Consider the following 23626-nt stretch of genomic DNA (forward strand, 5'->3'; position numbering starts at 1 on the left):
TGGCGTCTGGACATTCATGACCAGCTTTCGATTGACCGGCCGCGCCTTGGCGGCCCTGCTGATCGCCGCGGCTCTGTCGGGCTGCGCGGGCCAGAAAGCGGCCGCCGACGAGGCGGGCGCCCCGCCGCCGACCCTGGACGGCGCCGCCACGCCGGGCTGCGGCCTGGCCCGGCCCACCCCCAGCCCCATCGAGACCGCCGGGTCGACCATGTGGCCGACCAGCGCCTCCCTCGACGACCTGCTCGGCCGGATCGGCACCGCGGGCGAGAGCCGGTTCGCCGAGCACTTCGCCGGGCTGGAGGTGGTGCCGGAGAAGGGACACGCGATCGTGTACCGGGTGCCCTCGGCCGACTTCGACGCCTTCGTCCAGCGCGAGGCCGGCGACGAGTGCGTCTACCTGCGCGACGCCGCCTTCGGCAGGTCCACGCTGCAGGCCCTGGCCGACAAGGTGATCAACGACTCCGCGTACTGGCGCAAGCAGGGCATCCAGATCAACTCGACGTCGGCCGGCAACGACGGCACCGCCGTGACGGTCGGGGTACTGCCCGCCGACGTCGCCCGCGCCCGCGTCGAGCTGCCCAAGCGCTACGGCACCGCGGTGCCGATCATCATCGAGGAGCAGGAGCCGATCAGGGCCTGGTGAACGCGGTGGGCAGGGTCACCCGCCCCGCGGTGCGCGGGGCGGGTGGGCAGGCGGCACACTTCCAGGGTGACCGACACCGCTGCCGACTTCGTCCGCTCGTATGCCGCGCTCGCTCCCGTGCCCTTCCTGCCCGAGCTCAAGCTGCACCAGGCCGACGAGCCGATCGGCCTGTGGGAGCTGACCGAGGGCGAATACCGCAGCGAGCAGCCGCCGCCGTTCTGGGCGTTCGCCTGGGCCGGCGGCCAGGCGCTGGCCCGCTTCCTGTTCGACCACCCGCAGACGACGGCCGGCAAGCGGGTGCTGGACCTGGCGTCGGGCTCCGGGCTGGTCGCGGTGGCCGCCGCGCTGACCGGGGCGGCGTCGGTGCGGGCCGTGGACATCGATCCGCTGTCGGCCGCCGCGATCGGCCTCAACGCCGCCGCCAACGGTGTGCGGGTGTCCGTGGAGCAGGCCGACATCCTGGGCGGTGACGCCGCCGACGCCGAGATCGTGCTGGCCGGGGACGTGTTCTACAGCCAGGCGATGGCCGACCGGATGACCGGTTTCCTGCGCCGGGCGGCCAAGAACGGGGCGCGGGTGCTGGTCGGCGACCCCGACCGGGCGTTCCTGCCCAAACCGCTGTTCCGCGAGCTGGGCGCGTACGACGTGCCGACCCCGTTCGCGCTGGAGAGCGTGACGGTCAAGCACACCCGGGTGTGGGAGCTGCGCGGCCCGGCGAAGAGCTGATCAGCGGGGCACTCCCAGGCCGCTGAGGATCAGCAGCCAGACACCCTCGAACTCGGTCTTGATCTCGGGGTCGTTCCATTCCGCGAGGTGCGCGGGGTTGTGGAAGCGGCTGGTGGCGTCGAACACGGCCCGGCCCGTCCGGAACGGGTCGGCGACCGCGAAGTCGCCCCGGCCCACCCCGTCGGCGATGATCCCGCCGAGCTGCGCCGCCAGCGCGTTGATGTGCGCCCGGACCACCTCGTCGGCCTCCAGCGCCAGGTGGTAGTACGTGGTGAACAGCTCCGGCTCGTCGCGGGCCCGCCGCTGCTTGGCGTCGCACAGCGCCTCCAGCCACCGGCGCAGCCGCGGCTGCGCCGGGCCGCGCTCGGCTGCGATCTCGGCCAGCGGCTCCGACAGCCGCGCCAGCCAGCGCTCCGCCACCGCGCTACGCAGCGCCGCCTTGCTGGGGAAATGCCGGTACACGCTGCCGTGGCTGACGTTCAGCGCGCGCGCGACATCGACGACGTTGGCCTTCGCCGGCCCGAAGCGGCGGAGGGCCTCCTCCGCCGCTTCCAGGATGCGATCGGGTGTGAGCGGAGCATCTGCCATAACGGGCAGACCTTACCTCTCGCTGTCGAGCGCCGACATCGAATGCGGGTCATAGCGGTCCCCGGACACCGATCCGGCCGGCACCGCCGAGGAGATCCGGGCCAGGTCGGTCTCGGTCAGCACGACCGGCAGCGCGCCCAGCGACTCCTCCAGCCGCGCCCGGGTGCGCGCCCCGACCAGGGGCACGATGTCGTCGCCCTGGGCCAGCGCCCAGGCCACCGCGATCTGCGCGACGCTGGCGCCTTTGTCCTGGCCGACCTCGCGCAGCGCGTCGACCAGGGCCAGGTTGCGGTCCAGGTTGTCACCGGCGAACCGGGGCAGGTGCCCGCGGAAGTCGCCGGGCGCGGTGGCACGCTCGCGGGACCAATGGCCCGACAGCAGGCCGCGCGACAGCACGCCGTACGCGGTGATGCCGATGCCCAGCTCGCGGGCGGTGGGCAGGATGTCGCGCTCGATGCCCCGCGAGATCAGCGAGTACTCGATCTGCAGGTCGGCGATGGGGTGCACGGCAGCGGCCCGGCGCAAGGTGGACGCGCCGACCTCGGACAGCCCGATGTGCCGGACGTAACCGGCCTTGACCAGGTCGGCCAGCGCCCCGACGGTCTCCTCGATCGGCACGTTCGGATCGAGGCGGGCCGGGCGGTAGATGTCGACGTGGTCGGTGCCGAGGCGCTTGAGGGTGTACGCGAGGAAGTTCTTGATCGCGATCGGCCGGGTGTCGACGCCGTTCCAGCCGCCCGCGGCGTCGCGCAGCGCGCCGAACTTGACGCTGATGACGGCGTTCTCACGGGCGCGGCCCTTGAGCGCGTCGCGCAGCAGCAGCTCGTTGTGGCCCATGCCGTAGAAGTCGCCGGTGTCGAGCAGGGTGACCCCGGCGTCCAGGGCGGCGTGGATCGTGGCGATGCTCTCCGCCTCGTCGGCGGGGCCGTACAGGTCGGACATGCCCATCAGGCCCAGCCCCAGCGCGGAGACGCGCGGGCCGGAGGTGCCGAGCGGGCGAGTGGTCATGGTGTTGGTGGTCATGCCCAGAACGATAGGGATGACAGATGACAGATTTCAAGTTTTGTCAGTTGTACAGTGATCGCGGTCACCATGATCATGCGGTCCGCGGCGGAGGCGGTCCCTGCGGTGGACCCGCCGCGACCGTCTCCGGCCAGGCCGGGGCACGGGCAGGTCGCCGTAGCGGTCCCGCACGTCGCGGCGGTACGCCCAGGCCTCGTGCCAGACGTGCAGGTAGACGCCGCGAGTGAAATAGCGGCCCGGTCCGGTGATCGGGTAGCCGTCGTGGTCGTGGTAGAACCACCACACCGGCAGCACGCTGAACAGGGCGTAGTTCAGCCCGACCAGCGGCAGGTAGAGCGGCCCCAGCAGGCGCGCCTGGCGGACGTGCAGGTCCTCGTGGCGCTCGTTGGCCGCAGTCCCGCCGGCAACGACGTTGCCCAGCGTGGTGGCGTACCCCTGGATGGCCTGCTCATGGACGTCGATCCGGCCGCGGTGGCAGCAGCGCGGCGGGTCCAGGTGGTGCCCGCGGGCCAGGTTGACCGCGAGGAAGCCCGCCCCGGCGATCGTGTTCACCAGGCTCCAGCTGTGGTCGACCGCGAACAGCGCGACCCCGCGCGGGCTCGCCGGATAGGCCCGCACCCGCCCGACCGCCCAGCCGTACGGCACCGCGACGACCGCGATCACCACGCCCGCGAACACCGCCCACCCCGCGCCCAGCAGCGACCCGGCCGCGACCGCCGCCACGACCTGGATCAGCGCCGACAGCGCCCCACCCGCATACGCACCTATACGCGCACCCTACCCACGCACCACACGTCTCGGACGGTCTCGATCATCCGACTTGCCCGGCAAACGGGCGTATCTTGGACCGCTTTTCGCCCAGGCGCCAGGCAAATCGGATGGTCATGCGCGGCGGCGGGGCGGGCGGGTCAGCCGATGACGTCGAGGAAGGCACGGGCGATCACGGCGTGGCCGGGCAGGTTCGGGTGGATGCGGTCGTGGGCCCAGTCGGCGGGCCGGGTCGAGGTCAGCACCCGGTCGAACGCGGCCTGCACGGGCACGTGCAGCGCGCCGAACTCCTTCGCCAGCGTGGCGACGGTCGCGGCGTAGTCGCCGGTCATCGTGTACTGCGGGTCGTCGTGATCGGACTCGATCAGGTAGGGGTCGGCCAGGATCAGCCGGCAGCCGGTGCGCTCGACCGCCGTGGTCAGCAGCGCACGCAGAGTGGCCGTGTACTCGTCGAGCGGGACCGCGGCGTCGGGCTGGTTCTCGAAGAAGCGCCAGACGTCGTTGATGCCGATCTTCACACTGAGCCAGTCGGGGCGCTCGTCGACGACGTCGGCCTGCCACCGGGCGGCCAGGTCGCGCACGGTGTCGCCGCTGACGCCGCGGTTGACCCAGCTCAGGCCGAGGTCGGGGCGGGCGGCGGTGACGAACGCCCGCACCAGGCTCATGTAGCCGTCGCCGTACGGTGCGGCGCTGTCGCGCCGGCCGCAGTCGGTGATGCTGTCGCCGATGAACACGATGCGCTGACCCTGCTCGAAAATCACGGGCCCCATGGTAGGTGCCCGGCAGCGCGGGCGCGACCCTCAGCGCGGCGAGAACAGCCAGGGCTCGGTCAGGTCGTGATAGGACAGCATGGAGGTCAGCTCCTCGGCCCGGTCGAGCGCGCCCTGCAGCTCCGGCGGCAGCTGCCGCTGCTCCCCGGCCCGCGCCTGCTCCAGCGAGGTGAAGTACACCGCCTCGGTGAAGGTGCCGTCGTGGTGCAGCGCCACGGTGCCGCCGATGAGGTCCGGGCGGAACTGGTGCAGGCTGGCCGACAGCCGTACGACGCTGTCCATCATCTTGTCCGGATCGCCGGTCCGACCGGTGATGACCTGCACGAACCCGGCGTCGTCGGAGCCGGTGGCCAGGTAGCCGCGCACGTCGGCGCTGTCGTGGAAGGTCGGGTCGGACACCAGCGACGCCGTCTGCCGCCACCAGCGGTCCTGTTCGGGACGTCTGCTGTTGGCCCGCGCCGCCTCCTCGGAGGCGAACCGGGCGAGCACGACCAGCCGGCCGTCGGCGGTGACCCCGCCGGTGGTGCCGAGCCAGCCGTCCGCCCCGGGCGACAGCTCGCGGACCCAGCCGTCGAAAGCCTCGCGGGCCGCCTCATGATCGGACACGCGGCCGCGAATGACCTGAACGAACATGGCGGACCTCCCCTCCCCCCGACGGTACGTCCCACCCGGCCGCCCGGGTCGCCGAAGCCGGATCTCGGCCCGTTCGGCCTGCATATACTGCTTGGCGAGGTGGATGCCATGGACCTGCTGAACGGCTACCGGGCCAGTCTGGCCGAGTTCACCGACCGCGTCGCGCAGGTGCGGCCGCAGCAGTGGTCGTCGCCCACGCCGTGCCCGGAGTGGGACGTCCGAGCGCTCGTCAACCATCTGGTGGGCGAGGACCGGTGGACAGTGCCGATCTTCGCCGGGGCGACCGTCGACGACGTCGGTGACCGGTTCGCCGGCGACCTGCTGGGCGCGGACCCGGTCGCGGCGGCCGCCGACGCCGCGCGCGAGGCGGAGGCCGCGGTGACCGCACCCGGGGCGATGGACCGCATCGTGCATCTGTCCTTCGGCGACACCGCCGCCAGCGAGTACGCCTACCAGCTCACCGCCGACCACCTGGTGCACGCCTGGGACCTGGCCGTGGCGCTGGGCGTGGATCCGCAGCTGGATCCCCAGGCGGTGAAGGTGGTCGCGGACTGGTTCGACACCGAGGAGCACGCCTACCGCGGGGCGGGGGCGATCGGGCCGCGGATCGACCTGCCCGACGGCTCCGACGCCCAGGACCGGCTGCTGGCCGCGTTCGGCCGCGACCCGGCCTGGGCCCCGGCCTGAGCCAGGGCCTGTGCACCCGCGCGCGGGTCAGGCGGCGCTGTACGCGGTGGCGTGGGTGGGCCGGTAGACGCCCAGGGTCGCGCCGCCGGGCAGGCGTACCACGGCCTCGGTGCCCCACTCGCGCACGGTCGGCGCGACGATGATCTCCAGCCCGCGCTCGCCCCATTGCGCCACCGTGGACTCGACGTCGTCCACGGTCAGGTAGAGCTCGCAGCGGGTGTGCGCCTCGGCCGGGTGGAAGGCGATCTCGGCGGGCGGAGCCTTGAAGATCAGCCAGCCCTCGCCGGTGTCCACGTGCGGGAAGCCCAGCACGTCCCGGAAGAAGGCGCGGTCGGCGTCGGCGTTCGTGCTGTAGATCAGAGCATGCATACCGTTGATCATGTCTTGATTTTATGCCGCCTGACCTGCGCGGCAGCCTGCTTCACCGGGGTCTGCTTCGCACGGACGGCTCACTCGAAAAGCGAGTGCGGCGCGCCGTGGTCCGCGCGGCGGCGCTGCCGCCGCCGACGGGTGATCACGATCAGGTCGACGACCGTGACGGCCATCAGCAGCACGCTCAGCCAGCCCAGCCAGCTCAGTCCGAAGGCGAACGAGATGACCGCCAGCACGCCCGCGAACACCAGGCCGAACCCGGCCAGTGCCAGGCGCAGGTTCAGCGCGCTGTACGGATGGTCGTGGGTGCCGTCCGGCTTCTGTCTGGTCATCGTGGCCTCACCCACCATGTTAGTCCGCGCAGGGCGGCTCAGGACGGTCCCGCGGCGGGCGGGGCGCCGAGCATCACGCGGTCCAGCGTGGGCTGGAAGCCCAGTGCCCGGTACTTCGCGCCCGCGACCGCGGTGCCGGCGAAGACCAGCACGTGGTCGGCGATCCGCCGGGCGGCGGCACAGGCCGCGGCGAACACCGCGTCGGCGTGGGCGTCGCCGCCGCCCGGCGCGTGGACGGCGCTCAGCCGGACCATCCCCGCGACCAGCCTGCTGCGGCCCGCCATCGCCACCGGCCGGACCACGCCCTGCGGATCCGCTGCCTCCCACAGTGTGATGCCGCCGTGATCGAGCGGGTCGTCCACGACGTACGCGGCCTCGCTGGGATCGTCCGGGTGGGCGGCCATCAGCTCGTGGAACCACGCCAGGAGCAGATCCCGGTCGGCGGGCCCGGCGACGCGGGCGCGACCGGGCGGCGGTGCGGGCGGTGTGAACCGATCCAGCCGGTACAGCGTGATGCGCGAACGCTCGACGGGCCGGTCGCCGCGAGCGGCCCGCCAGGCCCGCGCCACCCGGTCGGCCGCGCCGCCGTCCACTCCCACCGCGTCCACCTCGCCGAGCGCGTCGAACAGGCGGGCTATCGCCCCGTCGGGCAGCGGGGACAGGATCGGCGCGTGCCCCGGTGCGCGCAGGAAAGCCCCCGTGACCTCGCCGTCGGCCCCCCGCCACCAGCCGTACCGCTGGTCGGAAGCGGTGCTGGGGCGCGCCTGGAGGTAGGCGGCCTCGGTGAGCAGCGCCGTGTGCTCGACCGGACGGGTGCGCAGGAACTCTCCCGCCGCGTCGAGCAGGTCACGGACATCCGTTGCGGTGGACCAGGTCACGGTCACATCCTCGCGGTCCCCGCCGTCGCGCCGCCAGCCCCGTCGCGCGGCGGGTCCGCATACCATGAGAAAACACCCCAGCAGGCAGGAGAGGCCATGTCCGAGGCGACGATCGCCGTCACCGGGGCCACCGGCCGGCTCGGCGCGCAGGTGGCCCACCGCCTGGCCGAGGCCGGGCTGCCCCAGCGCCTCGTGGTGCGCGACCCGTCCCGCGCGCCCGAACTTCCCGGCGCGGAGGTCCGCCGCGCGGCGTATGGCGATCGCGCGGCGGCGATCGACGCGCTGACCGGCGTCGACACGCTGTTCATGGTCTCCGGCGCGGAGTCCGCCGAGCGGGTCGACGAACACCGCCGGTTCATCGACGCCGCCGTGGCGGCCGGGGTGCGCCGGCTGGTGTACACGTCGTTCTACGGCGCGGCGCCCGACGCGACGTTCACGCTGGCCCGCGACCACTGGGCCACCGAAGAGCACCTGCGGGACACACCGCTGGCGTGGACGTTCCTGCGCAACAACCTCTACCTGGAGATGCTGCCGCTGTTCGCCGGGCGCGACGGGGTGCTTCGCGGCCCGGCGGGGCAGGGCCGGGTGGCCGGGGTGTCCATCAGCGATGTGGCCGCCGTCGCCGCGCTGGTGCTGCGGGAGCCCGGCCGCCACGACGGGCAGACGTACGAGCTGACCGGGCCGCAGGCGCTGACGCTGGAGCAGGTCGCCGAGATCATCACGTTCGTGACCGGACGGCCGACGAGTTTCCACGACGAGACCCCCGAGGAGGCGTACGCGTCCCGGGCGGTCTACGACGCCCCCGGCTGGCAGGTCGAGGCGTGGGTCAGCACCTACCTGGCCATCGCCCGGGGGGAACTGGGTTCCACCACCGGCACCGTGGAGCGGTTGACCGGTGTGCCCGCGGTGAGCCTGGAGGAACTGCTGCGCCTCGACTGAGCCCGGCCAGGCCGCACCGGCGTAGACTGGCCGTGTCGCTCAGGACCTCGGTGGCAGCGGAATCGCACCTCTCACTCCAGCCGGGACCTGAACCGCATGATCGAAGTGGCCGGCCCGGGACAGGACGGTTGATCATGCTCGCTGACGCCCCGCTCACCATCGCCGCTCCGAACACCGAGACCGCGGCCGAGCCGGCCAGGCTGGTGCTCGCTCCCGCCAGGGCCGATCGGGCCGTCCTCGACGGCGGCTGGTGGCCGCGCTCCTGGGACGCCGCCGCAGAGGTGCCCGGCCTCGTGACGGCGCTGGTCGCGCGTTACGGTCCGATCCGGCACGTCATGCTCAGCAGGAGCACCTGGGGCGGCGGCGCCCGCCGGTTGCCGGCCGGGTCCGGCACCGTCCGGATGGGATGGTTCGCCTCCCAGGACAGCGCCCTGGCGATCGCGATCACCGACCACGACGACCAGATCGACCTCCTGGTCGTGCCGCCCACCGCCACCCCCGCCGCGGCGGACAGCGCCATGGCCGCCGCCGCCGATCCAGCCGACGACAGGCACGCTCAGACCATCCTCGCGGCGTAGCCGGCCTCCGCGGCCTGCACCCTGAACAGGGCCGACCGCGTCGACCGGCGTGCCGCGTGACCACACGGCGCACGCCGTCCGCTCTCCGGCTGAGGATCGGCGTAGGCTCGGTGATATACGTTGGCTCCGGACCTCGGCGACGTCCATGTACGTCGATTCTGGGAGGCCCCGTGAGCACCAACATCCTGGCCGGTGCCGCTGTGCGATCGCCGTGGGCGCGGGCAAGCGCATGGCAGGCCGAGAGCCTGAACAGGTCACCCACCGGTGCGGTCGGCCATGCTCAATGAGCGCACCATGCGCGTCTGGGCCCAGGTCGGCAAGCAGACGCAAGGGGCCCCGGCAACGCTGGCGCACATCTGCGCCGCGGCGGTGGCCGGCGTCAACGTCGACGGGGCCGGCGTGACGATCATGACCAGTGCCGCCGCCCGGGATGTCGTGCACACCTCGGACCGGGTGGCCGCCGATCTGGAGGAGTGGCAGCTGACCTACGGGCAGGGCCCGTGTGTCGACGCGTTCGCCGCGGGTGGACCGGTGCTCGCGCTGGATCTGCGCTCGGCGGAGAGCCTGGCCCGCTGGCCGGTGTTCACCCCGGCCGCCCTCGACAGCGGCGCGCGGGCCGTGTTCGCCCTTCCGCTGCAGATCGGCGCGATCCGGCTGGGCGTGCTCGACCTGTACCGGGCCCGGCCCGGTGCGATGAGCGCCTACGAACTCGCCGACGCCCTGGCGTTCGCCGAGGCCACCGCGCTGATGGTGATCGACGACGCAGCCGGGCAGCGGCCGGATACGGCCGAGCTGGCCTGGCAGCGCGCTGACCCGACCGCACATCAGGCGCAGGTGCACCAGGCCACCGGAATGATCGTGGCGCAGATCGGGACCAGCGCCGAGGCCGCATTCGCCCGGCTCCGCGCCTATGCCTACGCCCATGACCGCAGGCTCGGGGATGTCGCCCGCGACGTCGTGGAACGGCGCCTGCGGTTCGAGCCCGACCCGCCGCTGGAAAGCCATGAGGGTGACGAGGAGATGGCATGAGCGTCCAGGTCCGGCGCCTGCGTCGAGGACTATCGTTGGGGAGGGAGCACGCATGAGTGAGCGACAGCTGGCCGAGGCTTTCGTCGAGCTGGCCGACACGCTGGTCGACGACTTCGACCTGATGGACTTCCTCCATCAGGTCACGGTGCGATGCGCTCAGGTGCTCGGCGTGGCGGCGGCCGGCGTGCTGCTGACCGACCAGCGCGGCGCGCTGCGGGTCGCCGCCGCGTCCACCGAGCAGACCCGATTGCTGGAGCTGCTCCAACTGCAGACCGACGAGGGACCGTGTCCGGAGTGCTTCCACTCCGGTCGTCCGGTCGCGGTCGCGGACCTGTCCACGGCCGCCGACCGCTGGCCGCGCTTCGTCGCCCAGGCCCGCCAGAGCGGGTTCGCGTCGGTCCACGCGCTGCCGATGCGGCTGCGTGCCGACCTCATCGGCGCGCTGAACCTCTTCGGCGGCGTCCCGGGCGCGCTCGACGAACGTACGATCCAGCTGGGACAGGCACTGGCCGACGTGGCCACGATCGGGTTGTTGCAGGCCCGCGCCATCCGCCACCACGAGACGCTGGCCGAGCAGCTGCAGACCGCGCTCAACAGCCGCATCATCATCGAGCAGGCGAAGGGCGTCATCGCCGAACGTCGCGGCGTCGACATGGACGAGGCGTTCAACCTGCTCCGCGACACCGCCCGGCGCAGCAACCGGCGGCTGTCCGAGCTGGCCCGGACGGTGGTGGACGGGTCGGAGGAGCTGTGGCTCACCCAGCCGGCGGCCCCCACGCATGCGTCGATCCCCTTGCGCCGTACGGACGGCGGCGTAGGCTGAGCAGACGCATCGGAGGAACATCCGATCCGGCCGGCACTGGCGACAGTGCCGGGACAGTCATCCACGCCGCCCAGACCCCGCGGTCGTGACCAGGCAACACCGGCTGCCTCAGCAGAGGCTGCCGGCTCAGCCGGCACACCGCTGCCTCCAGTCACCAGGGCGCTGATCCGTATGACCGTCTCCGCCGAGCGCGCACCGAAACGCGCCGAGCACCTGCTGAAACTGCGCGACGAACTGCCACCCGACCACCCCGACCGGGCACGCATCCGCGCCCGGGTCGTCGAGGAGCACCTGCCGATGGCCGGACGGCTCGCCCGGCGCTTCGCCGGACGTGGGGAACTCGTCGAAGATCTGGCACAGGTCGCCGCCCTCGCCTTGATCAAGGCCGTCGACCGATACGACCCCGCGCAGCAGGTGCCCTTCACCGGATACGCGGTGCCGTTCATCCTCGGCGCCCTCAAGCGGCACTTCCGCGACGCCACGTGGGGTATGCGGGTGCCGCGCGCGGTCAAGGACCTGGGCCCTCAGGTCGCCACCGCCGCCCGCGAGCTCGGCCAGCAGCGGGGCCGCACGCCCACCGCCGACGAGATCGCCGACCACCTGCATGTCGCGCTGGCCGATGTGCTGACCGCGTTGGAGTCCTGGCACGCATACCGCGTGCTCTCGCTGAACACGTCTCCGGCGGGCCGCACGGGCCTCGACCTCATCGACGGCATCGGCGACATCGACCAGCGCTACGCCGCGGTCGAGGACCGCATGTGCCTGCGGCCCGTGCTGGCGGGGCTCGCGCCGCGGGAGCGCCGTATCCTCGCCATGCGCGTGTACGCCCGGATGAGCCAGTCAGAGATCGCCGCCGAGGTCGGGCTCTCCCAGATGCACGTGTCCCGGCTGCTGAAGCGCACTCTCGACCGGCTGCGGGCACAGCTACCGCAGTGAACGCGCCGACGGCGGCGCCGCCGCTCAGAGGTACTGACCGGTGGTGTCGCTGTCGGTCTTCGAGACGCGCACGGACACCACGTTGGCGAGGTTGATGACGACACCGTTCTCGCTCGCCTCGCGGTTGTACCTGGCTCGGGACAGGACCAGACCACGCCGCTCGTCCAGGGCCCTGGCAATCGTCTCCAGCGCCTCATCAGGACCGGCGAAGTCGGAACTCAGCAGCGCCACGTCCTCGCCGCCCACCGGGTGAAACCGCATGATCAGTTCGATGTTGTCAGCCACGGCCGGACTCCTCCCGCGCGCAGTCCGACGGCGGCGCCCCGAGCCCGGAATCGGGCCCGGGCCTGCCGGCGACCGTCGGCTCCCGCTGCTGTCAAGTATCCCCTCCCCGAGCTGCGGTCGGCAGACCCCGGACCGAACGGTGTGTCTCACGCCGGCCACGAGGCCTCGATGAGGGCCTGCGTCGCCGCTCTCTCGTACACGGCCGCGGCGAGCCACGCGCGGGCGAACTCGTCGCCGTCGTCGACCGTGATCCGGCCGAAGACGTCGCGGGGCCGGTGGCGGGCGGCAGCCGTGACCGAGGCCAGCAGGTAGGCCCCGAGATCCAGCCGGGCCTGCCGCAGCCTGCGTTCCTGGGTGTCGGCGAGCGCGTGCACGGCCCGGCCGCCACTGACCACCCGCTCCAGATGGCGGCGCAGCAACTGCAGTGCCGGATCACCGGTGGTGGGCGGGCGGCCCGCGACCGCCGCCGGCTGCTGCCCCGACAGCAGCTGGCTGCGGTGCAGTCGGTCGTAGCCCAGATCGGCGTGACCGGCCCAGGACTGCGGCAGCCGCAGCCCGTCACCGGTGCCGGGCGCGAGCCCGATCGACAGCGCCTCGACGGTCGCCCGCCGTCCCGGGTCGGGGCGGCCCACCACCAGCAGCTCCAGGCCAGCGGCCGCGCCGAGCAGCCGCAGGTTTTCCCGGTACGCCAGCTCCGGGTGGTCATCGGCGACGGTGAGCAGCACCGGAGCCCCGTCGGCGGTCTCCGCGAGCACCGCGTCCCCGGTCGCCGCGCCGCGCAGCCGCACCGTCAGGAACACCAGGTCCGATCCCGCCACCCGGTCCCCGACCGGCTCGGCGAGCGCGGCGAAGGCGCGGCTGACCTGCTCGCCCAGCGGCTGCTCCCACAGTGCCCGCAGCGGCGGCTCGGTCCAGGCCGCGCCGGTGGCGCGCACCGCACGCACCGACCTGCCCGCGCCCAGCCGGCCCGAGGCGCTGGCGGTGCCCCCGGAGACGATCATGCCGGCGCGGGTCAGCTCGCGGTGGGACAACCCCGCCTCGCCCAGCGCCACCACCGTGTCGCCGGAGCGGGCTGCCCGGTCCGCGCCGCCCGGGGCGACGTCGGTGGCCGTCCACAGCCGACCGTCGCGGTCCACCACATACGTGGCCGTGCCCGCGTACCCGGACTCGGCGACGACGGGGACCGTGCACAGGCCGTACAGGCGCAGTCCCGCCTGCGGGTCGTAGCCGCGGCGGGCCACGCCGAGCAGGTCCGCGGACGTGCCGCCGGACCGGCCCGGCGCGCGCAGCCCGTGTGACACGGTCAGCAGTTCGCGCAGGTCGTCGGTGAGCTCGGCGAGCCGGAACTGCGGCTGCGCCTCCCGCAGCGACTGCAGCCCGGCCGCGACCCGTGTGCCTGCCGCTGCGGCGCGGTGCAGGCCGTTGGCGCGGCCCTCGTGCACGGCTCGCAGCAAGGCGGTACGCAGCACCAGCCCGCTGCCGGACGTGCCCGCCGCGAGCACTGCCGCCCCGGCCCGCCACAGCCCCTCGGCCGCGTCGCGCTGCCGTGGCGTGATCACGACCGGCACGTCACCGGTCTCATCGCCGGGCACCTGCCCCCCGGCTGGCTGCTCGCCGATGGTCTTGGCCAGGCCCGCCGTCCGTGGGCCGGTCGCGGCCGGCTGACCGCCGCTCGCGCTGCCGTCCCCGCTCGCGGGGTGCTCGCCGATCGCCGGCAGCCCGATGTCCGTTGCGGAGGGTCCGCTCGCTCCCGGTTCCGGCTGAGCACCGGCCTCCGGCTCGTCGTCGAGGCCGTCGTGGACCGGGGCCAGGGCCAGCACCGCAACCCGGTGCAGGCAGTTGGGCGCGAGCAGGCAGCTGCACCGGGCGTCGCCCCCGGTGCGCACCACGCCGCCGGTCAGCACCAGGGTGACCGTGGTGCCCTCGTCGACGGCGACCGTGACCCGGCCGTCGGCCGCGGACACCGGCCAGGCGGCGGCCCGGGTCACGGCGTCGTCGACCTTCTTGCGCAACCGTCCCGGCAGCGCGTCGAGCGTCTCCGCCAGCGCCGGGGCGGTGACCGGAGGCAGGTCGCTCATCGTTTCTCCTCGTTACGCGCATGGGCGGGCAGGGGCGGAGCGGGTCGCAGGTTCACCGGCGCACCTGCTCCCCCACCCAGCGGGCAAGTTCCAGCGGGCTCAGCGCCGCGATCGGCATACCCGCCGCGACCAGCTGGCCCGCGGCCGCCACCGAGTAGCGCGGCCGTCCCGCGTCGTCGAGGCTGGCGCAGCCCAGCACGGTCGCGCCGGACTCCACCAGTGCGCGCACCTCGGCCAGCAGGCCACCCATGGAGTACCCCTCCTCGAAGTCGCTCACCAGCACCACCAGCGTGCGCGCGGGCACGGTGACCAGCGACCGGGCATGGCGCAGACCCGCCGCGATGTGGGTGCCGCCGCCGACCTTCACCTCCAGCAGCAGGCTCAACGGGTCGCCGACGCGGTCGGTCAGGTCCACCACCTCGGTGGAGAACGCGACGAAGTGCGTCGTCAGCGCGGGCACCCCGGCCAGCACCGACGCGGTCAGCGCGGACCAGATCACCGACTCCTCCATGGAGCCGGACACGTCCACGACCAGCACCAGCCGCCAGTCCACGCCGCGGCGGGCGCGGGTGCGGAAGACAGGACGTTCGGGCACCACGGTGACCCGGCCGTCCTGTTCGCGGCGGCTGGTGGCGAGGTTCGCCTGCAGGGTGCGGGCCAGGTCGAGCCGCCCGCCCGGCCGGGAGGTGGGCCGGGGCGTGGTGAGGCCGTTGAGCGCCGGGCGCAGCGTGGTGGCCAGTTCCCTGGTCAGCTCCGCGATGATGCGGGCCACCAGCGGGCGCAGCCGGGCCACGACCGCCTCGGGCATGCCGCCGGCCAGCGACAGCACGTCGCGCAGCAGGTCCATGGAGGGGCGCACCGCGTCAGGGTCGAGTTCGAGCGCGGCGTCGAGGCGGCCGGACTCCACGGCGGCGGCCAGCACCTCTTCGCGTACGCCGGGCCCGAACAGCGCGGACAGCTCCTCGGACCATTCGCGTACGCCCGGGAACGACGGCTCGCGCCCCGCGCCCGCGCCGCGGTCCTCGCGTGCGCCTTCGCCCCGGCCCATCCCGTAGAGCTCGTCGAGCGCGGTCGCGTAGCGCCTGGCCTTGCCGCCCATGCCCGTGCGGTCCCGGCCCAGGATGAGCCGCCAGCGGTCGGCGGGCGACAACTCACCGGACGGCGCGGGCCTGGCGTCCCGGTCCGTGGACGATCCGGCGGCGCGTTTCTCGCCTGCCGTGGTCCGGTCCGCCTCCGAGGCACCGGCCGCGGCCAGGTCGGCGGATGCGGCCGTGTCGTCGGCCGTCGGCGGGGACGCCGTGCCGTCGGCGGCCAACAGGCCCAGCTCCACCAGGGCGGCCCGGCCCGCTCGGTCGGCGAGCAGCCGGGCCAGCAGGGCGTCCGGGTCGTCGACGTCGCCGAGGTCGGCCACGTCGTGCCCGCCGAGCCGTTCGTCGACGACCGCGAGCAGCCGGTCGCGCCCGGCGGGGCTGGCGGTGTGGAAGCCGCCGCGCAGCGCGGGCAGCCGGTGCAGGAACGCCTCGTCGGGCAGCGTCTCGACGCGGTCGAGCAGCCCGGTCAGCACGCCCCCGGCAGCCTGCAGCAGCGGCTCGGCGACGGCCAGCAGGCCGCTGACGTGCCCCTGCAGGGCGCGGCGGGCCTCCTCGGTGCCGGCGGTGTCCACCCAGGACGCCACCCGCACGCCGAACTCCTCCGGCGGGACGTGGCCGAGCAGCACCCGCACCGCGCCCGCGGCGGCGGCCATCAGCGGCGTGCCGCGGGTGGCCAGCCGGGCCAGCGCGTCGGCCAGGCGCAGCGCCGACCCGGACGCCTCGGCGCGCTGCGCGAGCGCGGCCAGGGCCCGCGCGTCGTCGACGGCTTCGGAGCCGGCGAGCCCGTCGATCTGCCGGACGGCGGCGGTCTCCACCGCCTCGGCGGCTTCGGCGACGGCGGCGCGGTCGGGTTCGGGCAGGCCCGGCACGTGGCCGTGGCGCAGCCGGTCGAGCAGGGCCAGGGCCGCCATCGCCTCGGTGAGCGAGCCCTGGGCGGGCACCACCGCGGCGACCTCGGCCAGCCGCCGCCCGGCCAGCGCGGGCAGCCCGCACACCGCGGCGGCGTGCAGGCCCTCGACGACCTCGGCCGCCGACGGGCCGCCGTCAGCGGTCTCGCGGCGGCGGCGCTCGCCGAGCGCGCCTTCGGTGGCCTGTTCCAGGGTGACCCCGCGCAGCCCGGCGACCTCGATGCCGGCCTCGGTGTGCGGGGTCCACTGCAGCCGCCAGCGGGTGGTGATGGCGTCGACGCCGCCCGCGCCGCCGTCTCCGGCGATCGGTTCGGCGTAGGCGACCCCGCAGGCGGCCAGCCGCTGCAGGGTGACCTCGCGGCGGCGGTCCAGGTCGGAGCGCAGCGGGTCGAGGCGGGTGTCCTTGGCGGCGTCGCCGGGGCCGGGCAGCCGCAGGGACGCCAGCAGCTCCCGGACCGCGGGCCCGAGCCCGGAGCGCGGGGTGCCCGGGGCGAGCCGCCCGCGCCGGTCCCCCACCATCACGTGCTCCATCGCGGTGGCGACGACGCGGCCGCGGCCGAGCACCTCGCCGTGCGCGAGCACGCTCTGCAGCGCCTCGACCAGCTCGCCGCGGCCCGGGGCGGGCAGCCCGCGCAGCCGGGCCAGGTCGACGGCGAGCCGCACGGCCTCGCGCGCCTCGGCGGGCCCGGCCGGGTGCCCGGCGGCGCGCACCCCGGCGCACACCGCCACGACGGCGGCCAGCGCCGCCGCCTCGACCTGGGCCGGGTCGCCCGCGGCGGTCAGCACGGACTGCTGCCACTGCGGGTCGCGGATGCCCGCCGGATAGCCGGACTGGGCGTCGAGCAGCCCGAAGGTGTACGGCACCAGCGAGCTCACCACCTTCGCGCCCGCCGGGGCCGGGTTCGCCGGTCCCGCCGCGCGCAGCGCCGGGGCGTGGAACGCGCCGACCAGCATCGCGACCCGTTCGCCCGCGTGCTCGGCGAGGCAGCCGCGCATGTACGCCTCCCGGCGCAGATCCAGGGTGGACACCCCGTCGCCGGTCTCGGCGTCGCGGCGCAGCGCCCAGCCGACCAGCAGCGCCGCCCGGCGTACCGCCTCGGCGTCCGCGCCGGGTGCGCGGGCCTCGACCATGCGGTCCCACATGTCCTCGTCGGCGCGGCCGGTCGCGGCGCCCTTGAGCGCCCCGGCCAGCGACAGCCGCTGCCCGGCCGGCCCGGCGGCGGGCTGTTCCCGCTCGTGCCAGGCGCGGTCGGCCAGCGGCAGGTCACACGGCACGACGGGCACGCCGCGCCGGTGCGCCCAGCGCACCGCGGCCAGCTCCGGCGAGAAGTCCGCGAACGGGTAGAACGCCAGACCGGCGTCCCCCACCACGCCCGCCAGCGCGACGGGCGCGGTGGTGTCCGGGTCGGCCAGCCAGGGCAGCCACTCGCCCAGCTCCGGAGGCAGCTCCAGCAGCAGCGCCTCGGGGGCGTGCCGGTCGAGCAGCTCCGGCAGCACGACCGACAGCGCGGGCGAGTGGTGCCGCACGCCGATCAGGAACGGGTCGCGCTGCCCGGCCAGCTCGGCGACGGCGACCGCGGGGTCGCCGTCGAGCTCCGTCGTCACCTCAGCCACCGAGGACATCGCGCAGTTCCCACAGTCGCCGCCACAGCCGCGCGCCGTCCTCGGCCCGGCGGCGCACCGCCCCGTCCCAGTAGCCGAGCAGCTTCGCGCCGTCGGCCGGGTCGTCCTTGCGCACCACGCCGAGCAGGTGCCCCGGCAGCAGCGACAGCACGTCCCGGTCGCCGGGGAAGTACGCCTGGGCCAGGCCCAGCGACGTCGCGACCGCGACCGCCTCGGCGGTGCTCATCACCGTCGACGGACGCTCCACGTCCCAACCCTCGACCGAGCGGCCCTCGCGCAGGTCCCGGAACGCGGTGACCAGCGCCTCCAGCACCGCGTCGTCGACGGCGAACGGCGCCTTGACCCGCTCCAGCGCGGCGCGGGCCTGCTTGCCGACCAGCGCGGTCTCGGCCGCGAGGTCGCCGATCGGGCCGACGGTCTCGAAGTTGAAGCGGCGCTTGAGCGCCGCCGACATCTCCGACACGCCCCGGTCGCGCAGGTTCGCGGTGGCGATCAGCGTGAAGCCGGGTGCGGCGTGCACGGTCGCGCCGTCGGTGCCGGCCAGCTCCGGCACCGCGATACGGCGGTCGGACAGCAGCGACACCAGCGCGTCCTGCACCTCGGGCAGGCAGCGGGTGATCTCCTCGACGCGGGCCACCGCACCGGTGCGCATCGCCGACAGGATCGGCGAGGGCACCAGCGCCTCACTGCTCGGGCCGTGGGCCAGCAGCAGCGCGTAGTTCCAGCCGTAACGCAGCTGGTCCTCGGTCGTGCCCGCGGTGCCCTGCACGACCAGCTCGCTGCTGCCGCACACGGCCGCGGACAGCAGCTCCGACAGCATCGACTTGGCCGTGCCCGGCTCGCCGACCAGCAGCAGGCCGCGCTCTCCGGCCAGCGTGACCACGCACCGCTCGACCAGGGCCCGCTCGCCGACGAACTTCGCCGGGATCGTCAGCTTGTTCGGCAGGCCCTCGCGGCGGTCCTCCTTGGCCAGCTCCAGCTCGCGGCCGTCGCTGCCGGTGATGAAGGTGACCACGGCCCGGGGGGTGAGCCGCCAGCCGGGCGGGCGCGGCCCGCCGTCGTACGCGGCCAGGAACGCCAGCTCGCCGGCGTACGCGTGCTCGGCAGGGTCGACCTGCCGCGCGGTCGTGGTGGTGGTCATCGGCGCCTCTCGGTTACCAGTTCGTCGAATCGGGGTCCGTCGCCCGCGGTGATCCTGTCCCAGGCCAGCGCGAACAGCTGCGGCGCGGGCGCGACCGGCAGCACGATGTCCAGGCCGGACACCCCGTTCTCGCCGCCGATGAGCAGCGGCAGCTTCCACCGCTCCAGGGGCAGGTGCGGGGCTTTGAGCGCCAGCCACCCGCCGGGCAGGAACAGGCTGCGTCCGGCCCGGGGCCGCTTGGCCTCGACCACGAGGTCGGTGGCGGCCAGCGCGGCACGGGCCGCCTTCAGCCGGGCCGGCTTCCAGCCCGTCCACAGCGCCGTGTTCTTGTCGGTCGGGTCGGGCAGCGCCAGCAGCTGCAGGTACAGCGCCGCCGCGTCGGCGGGCAGCCCGCGCTCCTGCGCGACCCGGGCCACGAGATCGGGCACGGACCGGGCCGGGTCCTGGGCGTACCCGTCGAGCCCGGCCGGCACCGGGTAGCCGACCAGCCGGGCGAGCTGGCCGCCGAGCAGCGCGTGCAGCGCGGCGTCGACGCCGTCGGAGTGGCTGTCCAGCCTGGCCCGCAGCACGTGCAGCACCGGGTCGTCGGCGCCGGTCAGCAGCGCTGGGCGCACGTGCACCACGCGCCAGCCGGTGTCCGGCGGCAGCAGCACCGACCCGGCCGAGATGCTGCCGTCGGCGCCGTTCACCCGGGTCGCGCCGGTCGCCGCGAGCAACGCGTCGATCTTGCGTTCGGTGACGTAGCCGGCCGGCAGGGACAGCGCCGGGTCGGCCAGCCGGGCCTGGGCCAGCTCCACCGTCCGCGGCAGCGCGGCCCGGATCGGGTCGTCGGCCGGCAGGTGGTAGACCAGCCACGGCAGGCACTTGACGAGCGCGACGAACACGTCGTCGTCGTCGATGCCGTCGACGGTGCCGTGCAGCCACCGGCAGGTGTCCGGGTTGGCGATGCCGTGGATCAGCTCGGAGGCGTTCATCGAGCCGTCCACATCGGCCTTGTCGATGGCGACGATGAGGTCGTCGCGCACCGGGCGGCGTACGCCGTGGCGCTCCGTCCACGCGGCCGCGAACCGCGCGCCAGCCGGGCCGGACCGCCACAGCGCGGCCAGCTCGGCGGGCAGCAGCAGGGCCAGCATCCGCGCGGTCGCGGCGACGCTGCCCGACCGCATCCGGCTCGCGGCGGCGGCCGCCGGACCGGCTTCGACCGCGAGCAGCTCGCGCACCCACTCCGACTCCGGCTTGTGCCACGCCTGCTGGGGCAGGCCCGCCAACACCATGGTCGCCTCGGCGAGGCTGATCCCGGCCGCGTCGGACAGTGCGGCTACCCGGTCGGGCTGCCAGGCTATCGGCCCGTTCGCGGCCAGCAGGCCGGTGAACTCGGCGATCGCGTCGGGGGTGGCCCCGGCGGTGTCGAGCATCCGCTCGGCGGTGATGGCGTAGCCGGTCAGCGCCCCGAACACCCCGTCAGGGGCGTACTCCAGCCCCTTGGCCTCGCGGTCGTCGGCGTCGGCGGACAGCACCAGCAGGCGGCGGGCACCGAACGTCAGCACCGTGCCGGGCAGGCCGTCCTCGTTGAAAGGCTGGTCGGCCTTCAGGTCGACCAGCCGCAGCCGCGACCCCGGGGTGAGCAGCCCGCTGCGGGCGACGACGCCGAGCAACTCCACCAGCGCGGACCGGTGCTCGGGGCTGGTCACCGGGCTCGCCGCGCGGTACATCGCGGCGGGCAGGATGCCGAGCGCGTCGAACCAGTCGTCGTCGGCGTCCAGGTACAGCTGCCCGGTGGGCGCCTGCTCGGCGGTGAACGCCGCGCCGGTCGCGGCGAACAGGCGCACCGCGCTGTCGCCACGGCTGTAGCAGTAGCGGATGAGGCCGGACAGCGCGTGGCTGAGCACGTGGTCCTGCACGCCGCCGGTCCACTCCGCGGCCGGCTTCGCGGCGGCCTCGACCGCCTTGCCCTCGCACCGGTCGCGCAGCTCGGCGAGCCGGGTGACGTGCACGGCGGCCCGCTCCACCAGCCCGGCGACCCCGGCCCGCAGCGACGGGTCGGTGACCTGCGGCAGGTGCGACGCCACCAGCGCGACCAGGGCCTCCTGCGCGGCGGCGTCGTCCTGCGCGGCGGCGATCGCCGTGACGGACTCGCCCAGCAGCGCCGCGCACCACTCGTCGGTGACCGCGCGCAGCGCCGCCGAACCGGCCTCGTCGCGCGGACGCAGCAGGTGCCAGTACGCGGCCCCGGGCACCAGCCGCGTGCCACGGGCGTACGCCGACGGGCCCTGCGGCACCGAGTACTCGCCGAGCAGCCAGCCCTCGGGGTCGGCCAGGGTCATCGAGCTGCGCCGCCAGTCGCGGGCGGTGAACACGCCGCAGACCGCGTCCGAGCCCGGCAGGCGCACCGCACCGGACAGGTCGCCGCGGACGCTCGCCCCGGCGGGCAGCGTGTACGTCGTGCCGTCGGTCGACTGCCCGGTCAGGCCGCCGTCCGCGTGGCGGCGCACCCGCCAGCCGAGCAGCGGGCTCCGCCCACCGGCCGCCGGGTCGCGCGGCGCGAGCCGGGACAGGTGCAGCACCAGCGACTCCCCGTCGGCCGCGCCGTCCTCCAGGAACGCGGGCAGGCTGGCCCGGCCGCGCTCGCCGGTGGCCGGGTCGAACTCCTGGCACACCAGCTTGTCGCCGTTGTGCCGGATCACCCAGTACGAGGCCCCGTCGGTGAGCACCCGGCCGGTGTGCCGCTCGCTGCGGTCGCCGACGTGCAGCGGACGGCTGCCGAGGGTGCGGCCGCCGCCGGGCAGCGGCAGCGACATGGCGTCGGTCATGTCGAAGGCGCTGTCGGGCACGGTGAACACGTCGTCGGGCGCGCCGCTCCAGTAGCCCGACCGCTCGCGGCCGATGTCCCAGCAGACCAGCAGCTGCTTGTCGACGTAGCGCAGCACCAGCCGCCACAGGTAGTGGCGCTGGTCGGCGGGGATGCGCAACAGGTGCTCCAGCTCGACGCCGTGCTCGCCGAGCACCAGCACCAGGTCGCCGCGGCGCAGCACCAGGTACGGGTACTGGCTGACGATGGCGAGGCTGTCCTCGTTGTCGTCAGCCGTCACGCCCAGCCGGGCGACGGCCTCCTCCAGCGCGGGCCAGCCCAGCTCGTCGAGCAGGCCGGTGCGCAGCGAGCGGCCCAGCATCGCGGCGACGTCGTGGCCGAGCACCCGCTCGGCGGCGGCCGGGTTGACGGCGACGCCGTCGGGGCAGCCGAGCAGGGCCAGCCGGTCCAGGTGCTTGGCGAGCGTGGGCAGGCTGTGCCGGGCGGTGTCGGCGGCGATCAGGTCGAGCAGGGTGTGGGCCGCGGTGCGCAGGCCCGGCACGGCCGTGACGGCACGCACCCGCTCGGAGTCGCCCGCGGTCTCCCGGTAGTTCGGGCGCAGGTGCTGCTCGACGGACTCGGCGAGCGCGGTCAGGAAGCGGTCGTCGCCGGCGACGGCGACCAGGTCGCGGCGGCCCTCGCGCTCGTCGGACAGCCAGCGCGACACCTGGTAGCGGGCGGCGTCGTCCGGGTCGGCGACCGGCACGCCCAGCGCCAGGCAGGCGTCGAGCAGGTCGAGGTCGACGCCGCTGTGCCGGCGGCACAGCACGACCGGCAGCCCGTCGGCCTTCAACCGGCCCGACATGCGCTCCAGCAGGGCCAGCAGGTGGACCGAACGGCCGCTCTGCCGCCAGCCCCGGCGCTGGCGGTGCACGTCGAACCGGCCGAGCCAGCCCGCCGGGCCGTCGGGCGACTCGGCGGCGAACGGCACCGTGCCCTGCGGCTCGGTGAGCGCGGCGGTCGCCCCGGCGCGCTCCAGCACGTCCAGCCACACCTCGTCGGCGACGTTCTGCGGGAACATGCCGAGCAGGCGGCCGCGCAGGGCCGGGTCGGCGGCGGCGAGCGCGGCCAGCGCGGTGGCGTACGCCGTCCAGAAGCCCTCGGGCGCGCGCGACAGCGACGGGGCGGACAGCAGCTGCGCGAGCACCTGCCGATCGGCCTCGCCCTGGTCGAGCTTGGCGGCCTTGGCCAGGCGGCGCAGGTCGACATGCATCTGCGCGTACGGCGGCAGCCCGCCCAGGGTCCGCTCCACGCACAGGCGCAGGAAGCGCTCGTACGCGTCGGCCGGTGTGCACCGTGCGGCCAGCTCCCGGGCGTGCTGCGACAGGGCCTTCGCGGTCAGCGCGCCGGCCAGCGCGAACTCCAGGAACACCGCGTGCTGGCGCTCCTCGTCGATGCGCAGCGCGTACGCCCGCTCGGCGTCGCGCGCCTTGCCGAACATCGTCGCCGCGTACGTGGTGCTGTCGGCGGCCAGGAAGGCCCGGCCCGCCTCCTCGTAGTACGTCGGCAGGAAGTGCGGGACCGCGCGGGCCAGCCGCTCGCCGAGGGCGTTGAAGCCGTCCTTGGCCGGGCCGATGCGCGACTTCGCCTGCCGGGCCAGCCGCTCGATCTCCTTGACCAGGGCCAGCGCGTGGTGGCCGTTGGCCGGGTCGTGGACCAGCGCCCAGGCCGGAAAGCCCAGCGCCTGCTGGCGGACCAGGCCGACCTCGTTGACCGGCGCCGGCTTGTCGAACCCGAGGAACTCCATGCTCAGGTCCTCGGCCGCGCCGATGGTCCCGGGCACCAGCCGCACCACGACACGTTCCCCCAGCACCGGGTGCCGGTAGGACCGCGAGGTCAGCGCGTCGACGGTGTCGTCCTTGGCCACCGGCGAACCGGTCGGCAGCACCGCCCCGGCCTCCAGCAGCGTCACGTTCTGCTCGCTCAC

General features: G+C 74.7%; 21 protein-coding genes. 8 read left to right on the forward strand and 13 right to left on the reverse strand.

Annotated features, from left to right (window positions below; genetic code table 11):
• Positions 1–16 precede the first annotated feature (16 nt).
• Positions 17–643, forward strand: a complete 627-nt coding sequence (locus AB0B66_RS25800; protein ID WP_360534682.1) for a hypothetical protein — start codon at positions 17–19, stop codon at positions 641–643.
• A gap of 66 nt (positions 644–709) precedes the next feature.
• Positions 710–1369 carry a 50S ribosomal protein L11 methyltransferase gene (locus AB0B66_RS25805; protein ID WP_360534684.1) on the forward strand — a complete coding sequence of 220 codons (660 nt, stop codon included), beginning with the start codon at positions 710–712 and terminating at the stop codon, positions 1367–1369.
• On the opposite strand, the gene AB0B66_RS25810 is transcribed toward AB0B66_RS25805, so the two are convergent.
• The 5 genes from AB0B66_RS25810 to AB0B66_RS25830 form a co-directional block, all read right to left on the reverse strand.
• On the reverse strand, positions 1370–1957 hold the full coding sequence (locus AB0B66_RS25810; protein ID WP_360534686.1) for a TetR family transcriptional regulator: 588 nt from the start codon (positions 1955–1957) through the stop codon (positions 1370–1372).
• Between the two features lie 12 nt (positions 1958–1969).
• Entirely contained in the window at positions 1970–2980 is a 1011-nt protein-coding gene (locus tag AB0B66_RS25815) for an aldo/keto reductase (protein WP_360534688.1), read from the reverse strand.
• Positions 2981–3013: 33 nt separating this feature from the next.
• Positions 3014–3703 (reverse strand): glycine zipper family protein, encoded by a 690-nt coding sequence (locus AB0B66_RS25820; protein ID WP_360534690.1) that lies wholly within the window; start codon positions 3701–3703, stop codon positions 3014–3016.
• A 185-nt stretch (positions 3704–3888) separates the two neighbouring features.
• Positions 3889–4518: an SGNH/GDSL hydrolase family protein gene (locus AB0B66_RS25825; protein WP_360534692.1), complete on the reverse strand. Its 630-nt coding sequence runs from the start codon at positions 4516–4518 to the stop codon at positions 3889–3891.
• Positions 4519–4548: 30 nt separating this feature from the next.
• On the reverse strand, positions 4549–5151 hold the full coding sequence (locus AB0B66_RS25830) for a hypothetical protein (protein ID WP_360534694.1): 603 nt from the start codon (positions 5149–5151) through the stop codon (positions 4549–4551).
• Positions 5152–5259: 108 nt separating this feature from the next.
• Between AB0B66_RS25830 and AB0B66_RS25835 the strand changes: the two genes are divergently transcribed.
• Positions 5260–5838: a TIGR03086 family metal-binding protein gene (locus tag AB0B66_RS25835; RefSeq protein WP_360534696.1), complete on the forward strand. Its 579-nt coding sequence runs from the start codon at positions 5260–5262 to the stop codon at positions 5836–5838.
• A gap of 27 nt (positions 5839–5865) precedes the next feature.
• Here the strand turns inward: AB0B66_RS25835 and AB0B66_RS25840 are convergent, their stop codons facing one another.
• The 3 genes from AB0B66_RS25840 to AB0B66_RS25850 form a co-directional block, all read right to left on the reverse strand.
• Positions 5866–6219, reverse strand: a complete 354-nt coding sequence (locus AB0B66_RS25840; protein ID WP_360534698.1) for a VOC family protein — start codon at positions 6217–6219, stop codon at positions 5866–5868.
• 68 nt (positions 6220–6287) lie between these two features.
• Positions 6288–6542 (reverse strand): DUF6343 family protein, encoded by a 255-nt coding sequence (locus AB0B66_RS25845; RefSeq protein WP_360534700.1) that lies wholly within the window; start codon positions 6540–6542, stop codon positions 6288–6290.
• Positions 6543–6580: 38 nt separating this feature from the next.
• Positions 6581–7420: a hypothetical protein gene (locus AB0B66_RS25850; RefSeq protein ID WP_360534702.1), complete on the reverse strand. Its 840-nt coding sequence runs from the start codon at positions 7418–7420 to the stop codon at positions 6581–6583.
• A gap of 96 nt (positions 7421–7516) precedes the next feature.
• Here AB0B66_RS25850 and AB0B66_RS25855 point away from each other — a divergent pair, with 96 nt between their 5' ends.
• The 5 genes from AB0B66_RS25855 (at position 7517) to AB0B66_RS25875 (ending at position 11725) form a co-directional block, all read left to right on the forward strand.
• Positions 7517–8359: an SDR family oxidoreductase gene (locus AB0B66_RS25855; RefSeq protein WP_360534704.1), complete on the forward strand. Its 843-nt coding sequence runs from the start codon at positions 7517–7519 to the stop codon at positions 8357–8359.
• A 134-nt stretch (positions 8360–8493) separates the two neighbouring features.
• Positions 8494–8937, forward strand: a complete 444-nt coding sequence (locus tag AB0B66_RS25860) for a DUF5994 family protein (protein WP_360534706.1) — start codon at positions 8494–8496, stop codon at positions 8935–8937.
• A 294-nt stretch (positions 8938–9231) separates the two neighbouring features.
• On the forward strand, positions 9232–9966 hold the full coding sequence (locus tag AB0B66_RS25865) for a GAF and ANTAR domain-containing protein (protein WP_360534708.1): 735 nt from the start codon (positions 9232–9234) through the stop codon (positions 9964–9966).
• A 52-nt stretch (positions 9967–10018) separates the two neighbouring features.
• Positions 10019–10789, forward strand: a complete 771-nt coding sequence (locus AB0B66_RS25870) for a GAF and ANTAR domain-containing protein (RefSeq protein WP_360534710.1) — start codon at positions 10019–10021, stop codon at positions 10787–10789.
• Positions 10790–10960: 171 nt separating this feature from the next.
• Positions 10961–11725: a SigB/SigF/SigG family RNA polymerase sigma factor gene (locus tag AB0B66_RS25875; RefSeq protein WP_360534712.1), complete on the forward strand. Its 765-nt coding sequence runs from the start codon at positions 10961–10963 to the stop codon at positions 11723–11725.
• Between the two features lie 24 nt (positions 11726–11749).
• Here AB0B66_RS25875 and AB0B66_RS25880 read toward each other — a convergent pair whose 3' ends face one another.
• The 5 genes from AB0B66_RS25880 to AB0B66_RS25900 form a co-directional block, all read right to left on the reverse strand.
• Positions 11750–12010: a hypothetical protein gene (locus AB0B66_RS25880; RefSeq protein ID WP_360534714.1), complete on the reverse strand. Its 261-nt coding sequence runs from the start codon at positions 12008–12010 to the stop codon at positions 11750–11752.
• A 146-nt stretch (positions 12011–12156) separates the two neighbouring features.
• A complete protein-coding gene (locus AB0B66_RS25885; protein WP_360534716.1) occupies positions 12157–14088 on the reverse strand; it encodes a hypothetical protein in 1932 nt (643 codons plus the stop codon).
• A gap of 52 nt (positions 14089–14140) precedes the next feature.
• Positions 14141–17692 (reverse strand): DUF5682 family protein, encoded by a 3552-nt coding sequence (locus tag AB0B66_RS25890; RefSeq protein WP_360534718.1) that lies wholly within the window; start codon positions 17690–17692, stop codon positions 14141–14143.
• A gap of 1 nt (position 17693) precedes the next feature.
• Positions 17694–18851, reverse strand: coding sequence for an AAA family ATPase (locus AB0B66_RS25895; RefSeq protein WP_360534720.1), 1158 nt, complete (start codon positions 18849–18851; stop codon positions 17694–17696).
• Positions 18848–23626 (reverse strand): hypothetical protein, encoded by a 4779-nt coding sequence (locus AB0B66_RS25900; protein ID WP_360534722.1) that lies wholly within the window; start codon positions 23624–23626, stop codon positions 18848–18850. The genes AB0B66_RS25895 and AB0B66_RS25900 overlap by 4 nt, the downstream gene beginning before the upstream one ends.

This window comes from Catellatospora sp. NPDC049111, assembly GCF_040648615.1.
Taxonomy (GTDB): domain Bacteria; phylum Actinomycetota; class Actinomycetes; order Mycobacteriales; family Micromonosporaceae; genus Catellatospora; species Catellatospora aurea.

Coding starts and splice junctions, on each gene's coding strand:
- AB0B66_RS25800 (WP_360534682.1), top strand. CDS start 17: ATGACCAGCTTTCGATTGACCGGCCGCGCCTTGGCGGCCCTGCTGATC.
- AB0B66_RS25810 (WP_360534686.1), bottom strand. CDS start 1,957: ATGGCAGATGCTCCGCTCACACCCGATCGCATCCTGGAAGCGGCGGAG.
- AB0B66_RS25815 (WP_360534688.1), bottom strand. CDS start 2,980: ATGACCACCAACACCATGACCACTCGCCCGCTCGGCACCTCCGGCCCG.
- AB0B66_RS25825 (WP_360534692.1), bottom strand. CDS start 4,518: ATGGGGCCCGTGATTTTCGAGCAGGGTCAGCGCATCGTGTTCATCGGC.
- AB0B66_RS25830 (WP_360534694.1), bottom strand. CDS start 5,151: ATGTTCGTTCAGGTCATTCGCGGCCGCGTGTCCGATCATGAGGCGGCC.
- AB0B66_RS25835 (WP_360534696.1), top strand. CDS start 5,260: ATGGACCTGCTGAACGGCTACCGGGCCAGTCTGGCCGAGTTCACCGAC.
- AB0B66_RS25840 (WP_360534698.1), bottom strand. CDS start 6,219: ATGATCAACGGTATGCATGCTCTGATCTACAGCACGAACGCCGACGCC.
- AB0B66_RS25845 (WP_360534700.1), bottom strand. CDS start 6,542: ATGACCAGACAGAAGCCGGACGGCACCCACGACCATCCGTACAGCGCG.
- AB0B66_RS25855 (WP_360534704.1), top strand. CDS start 7,517: ATGTCCGAGGCGACGATCGCCGTCACCGGGGCCACCGGCCGGCTCGGC.
- AB0B66_RS25860 (WP_360534706.1), top strand. CDS start 8,494: ATGCTCGCTGACGCCCCGCTCACCATCGCCGCTCCGAACACCGAGACC.
- AB0B66_RS25865 (WP_360534708.1), top strand. CDS start 9,232: ATGCGCGTCTGGGCCCAGGTCGGCAAGCAGACGCAAGGGGCCCCGGCA.
- AB0B66_RS25870 (WP_360534710.1), top strand. CDS start 10,019: ATGAGTGAGCGACAGCTGGCCGAGGCTTTCGTCGAGCTGGCCGACACG.
- AB0B66_RS25875 (WP_360534712.1), top strand. CDS start 10,961: ATGACCGTCTCCGCCGAGCGCGCACCGAAACGCGCCGAGCACCTGCTG.
- AB0B66_RS25885 (WP_360534716.1), bottom strand. CDS start 14,088: ATGAGCGACCTGCCTCCGGTCACCGCCCCGGCGCTGGCGGAGACGCTC.
- AB0B66_RS25895 (WP_360534720.1), bottom strand. CDS start 18,851: ATGACCACCACCACGACCGCGCGGCAGGTCGACCCTGCCGAGCACGCG.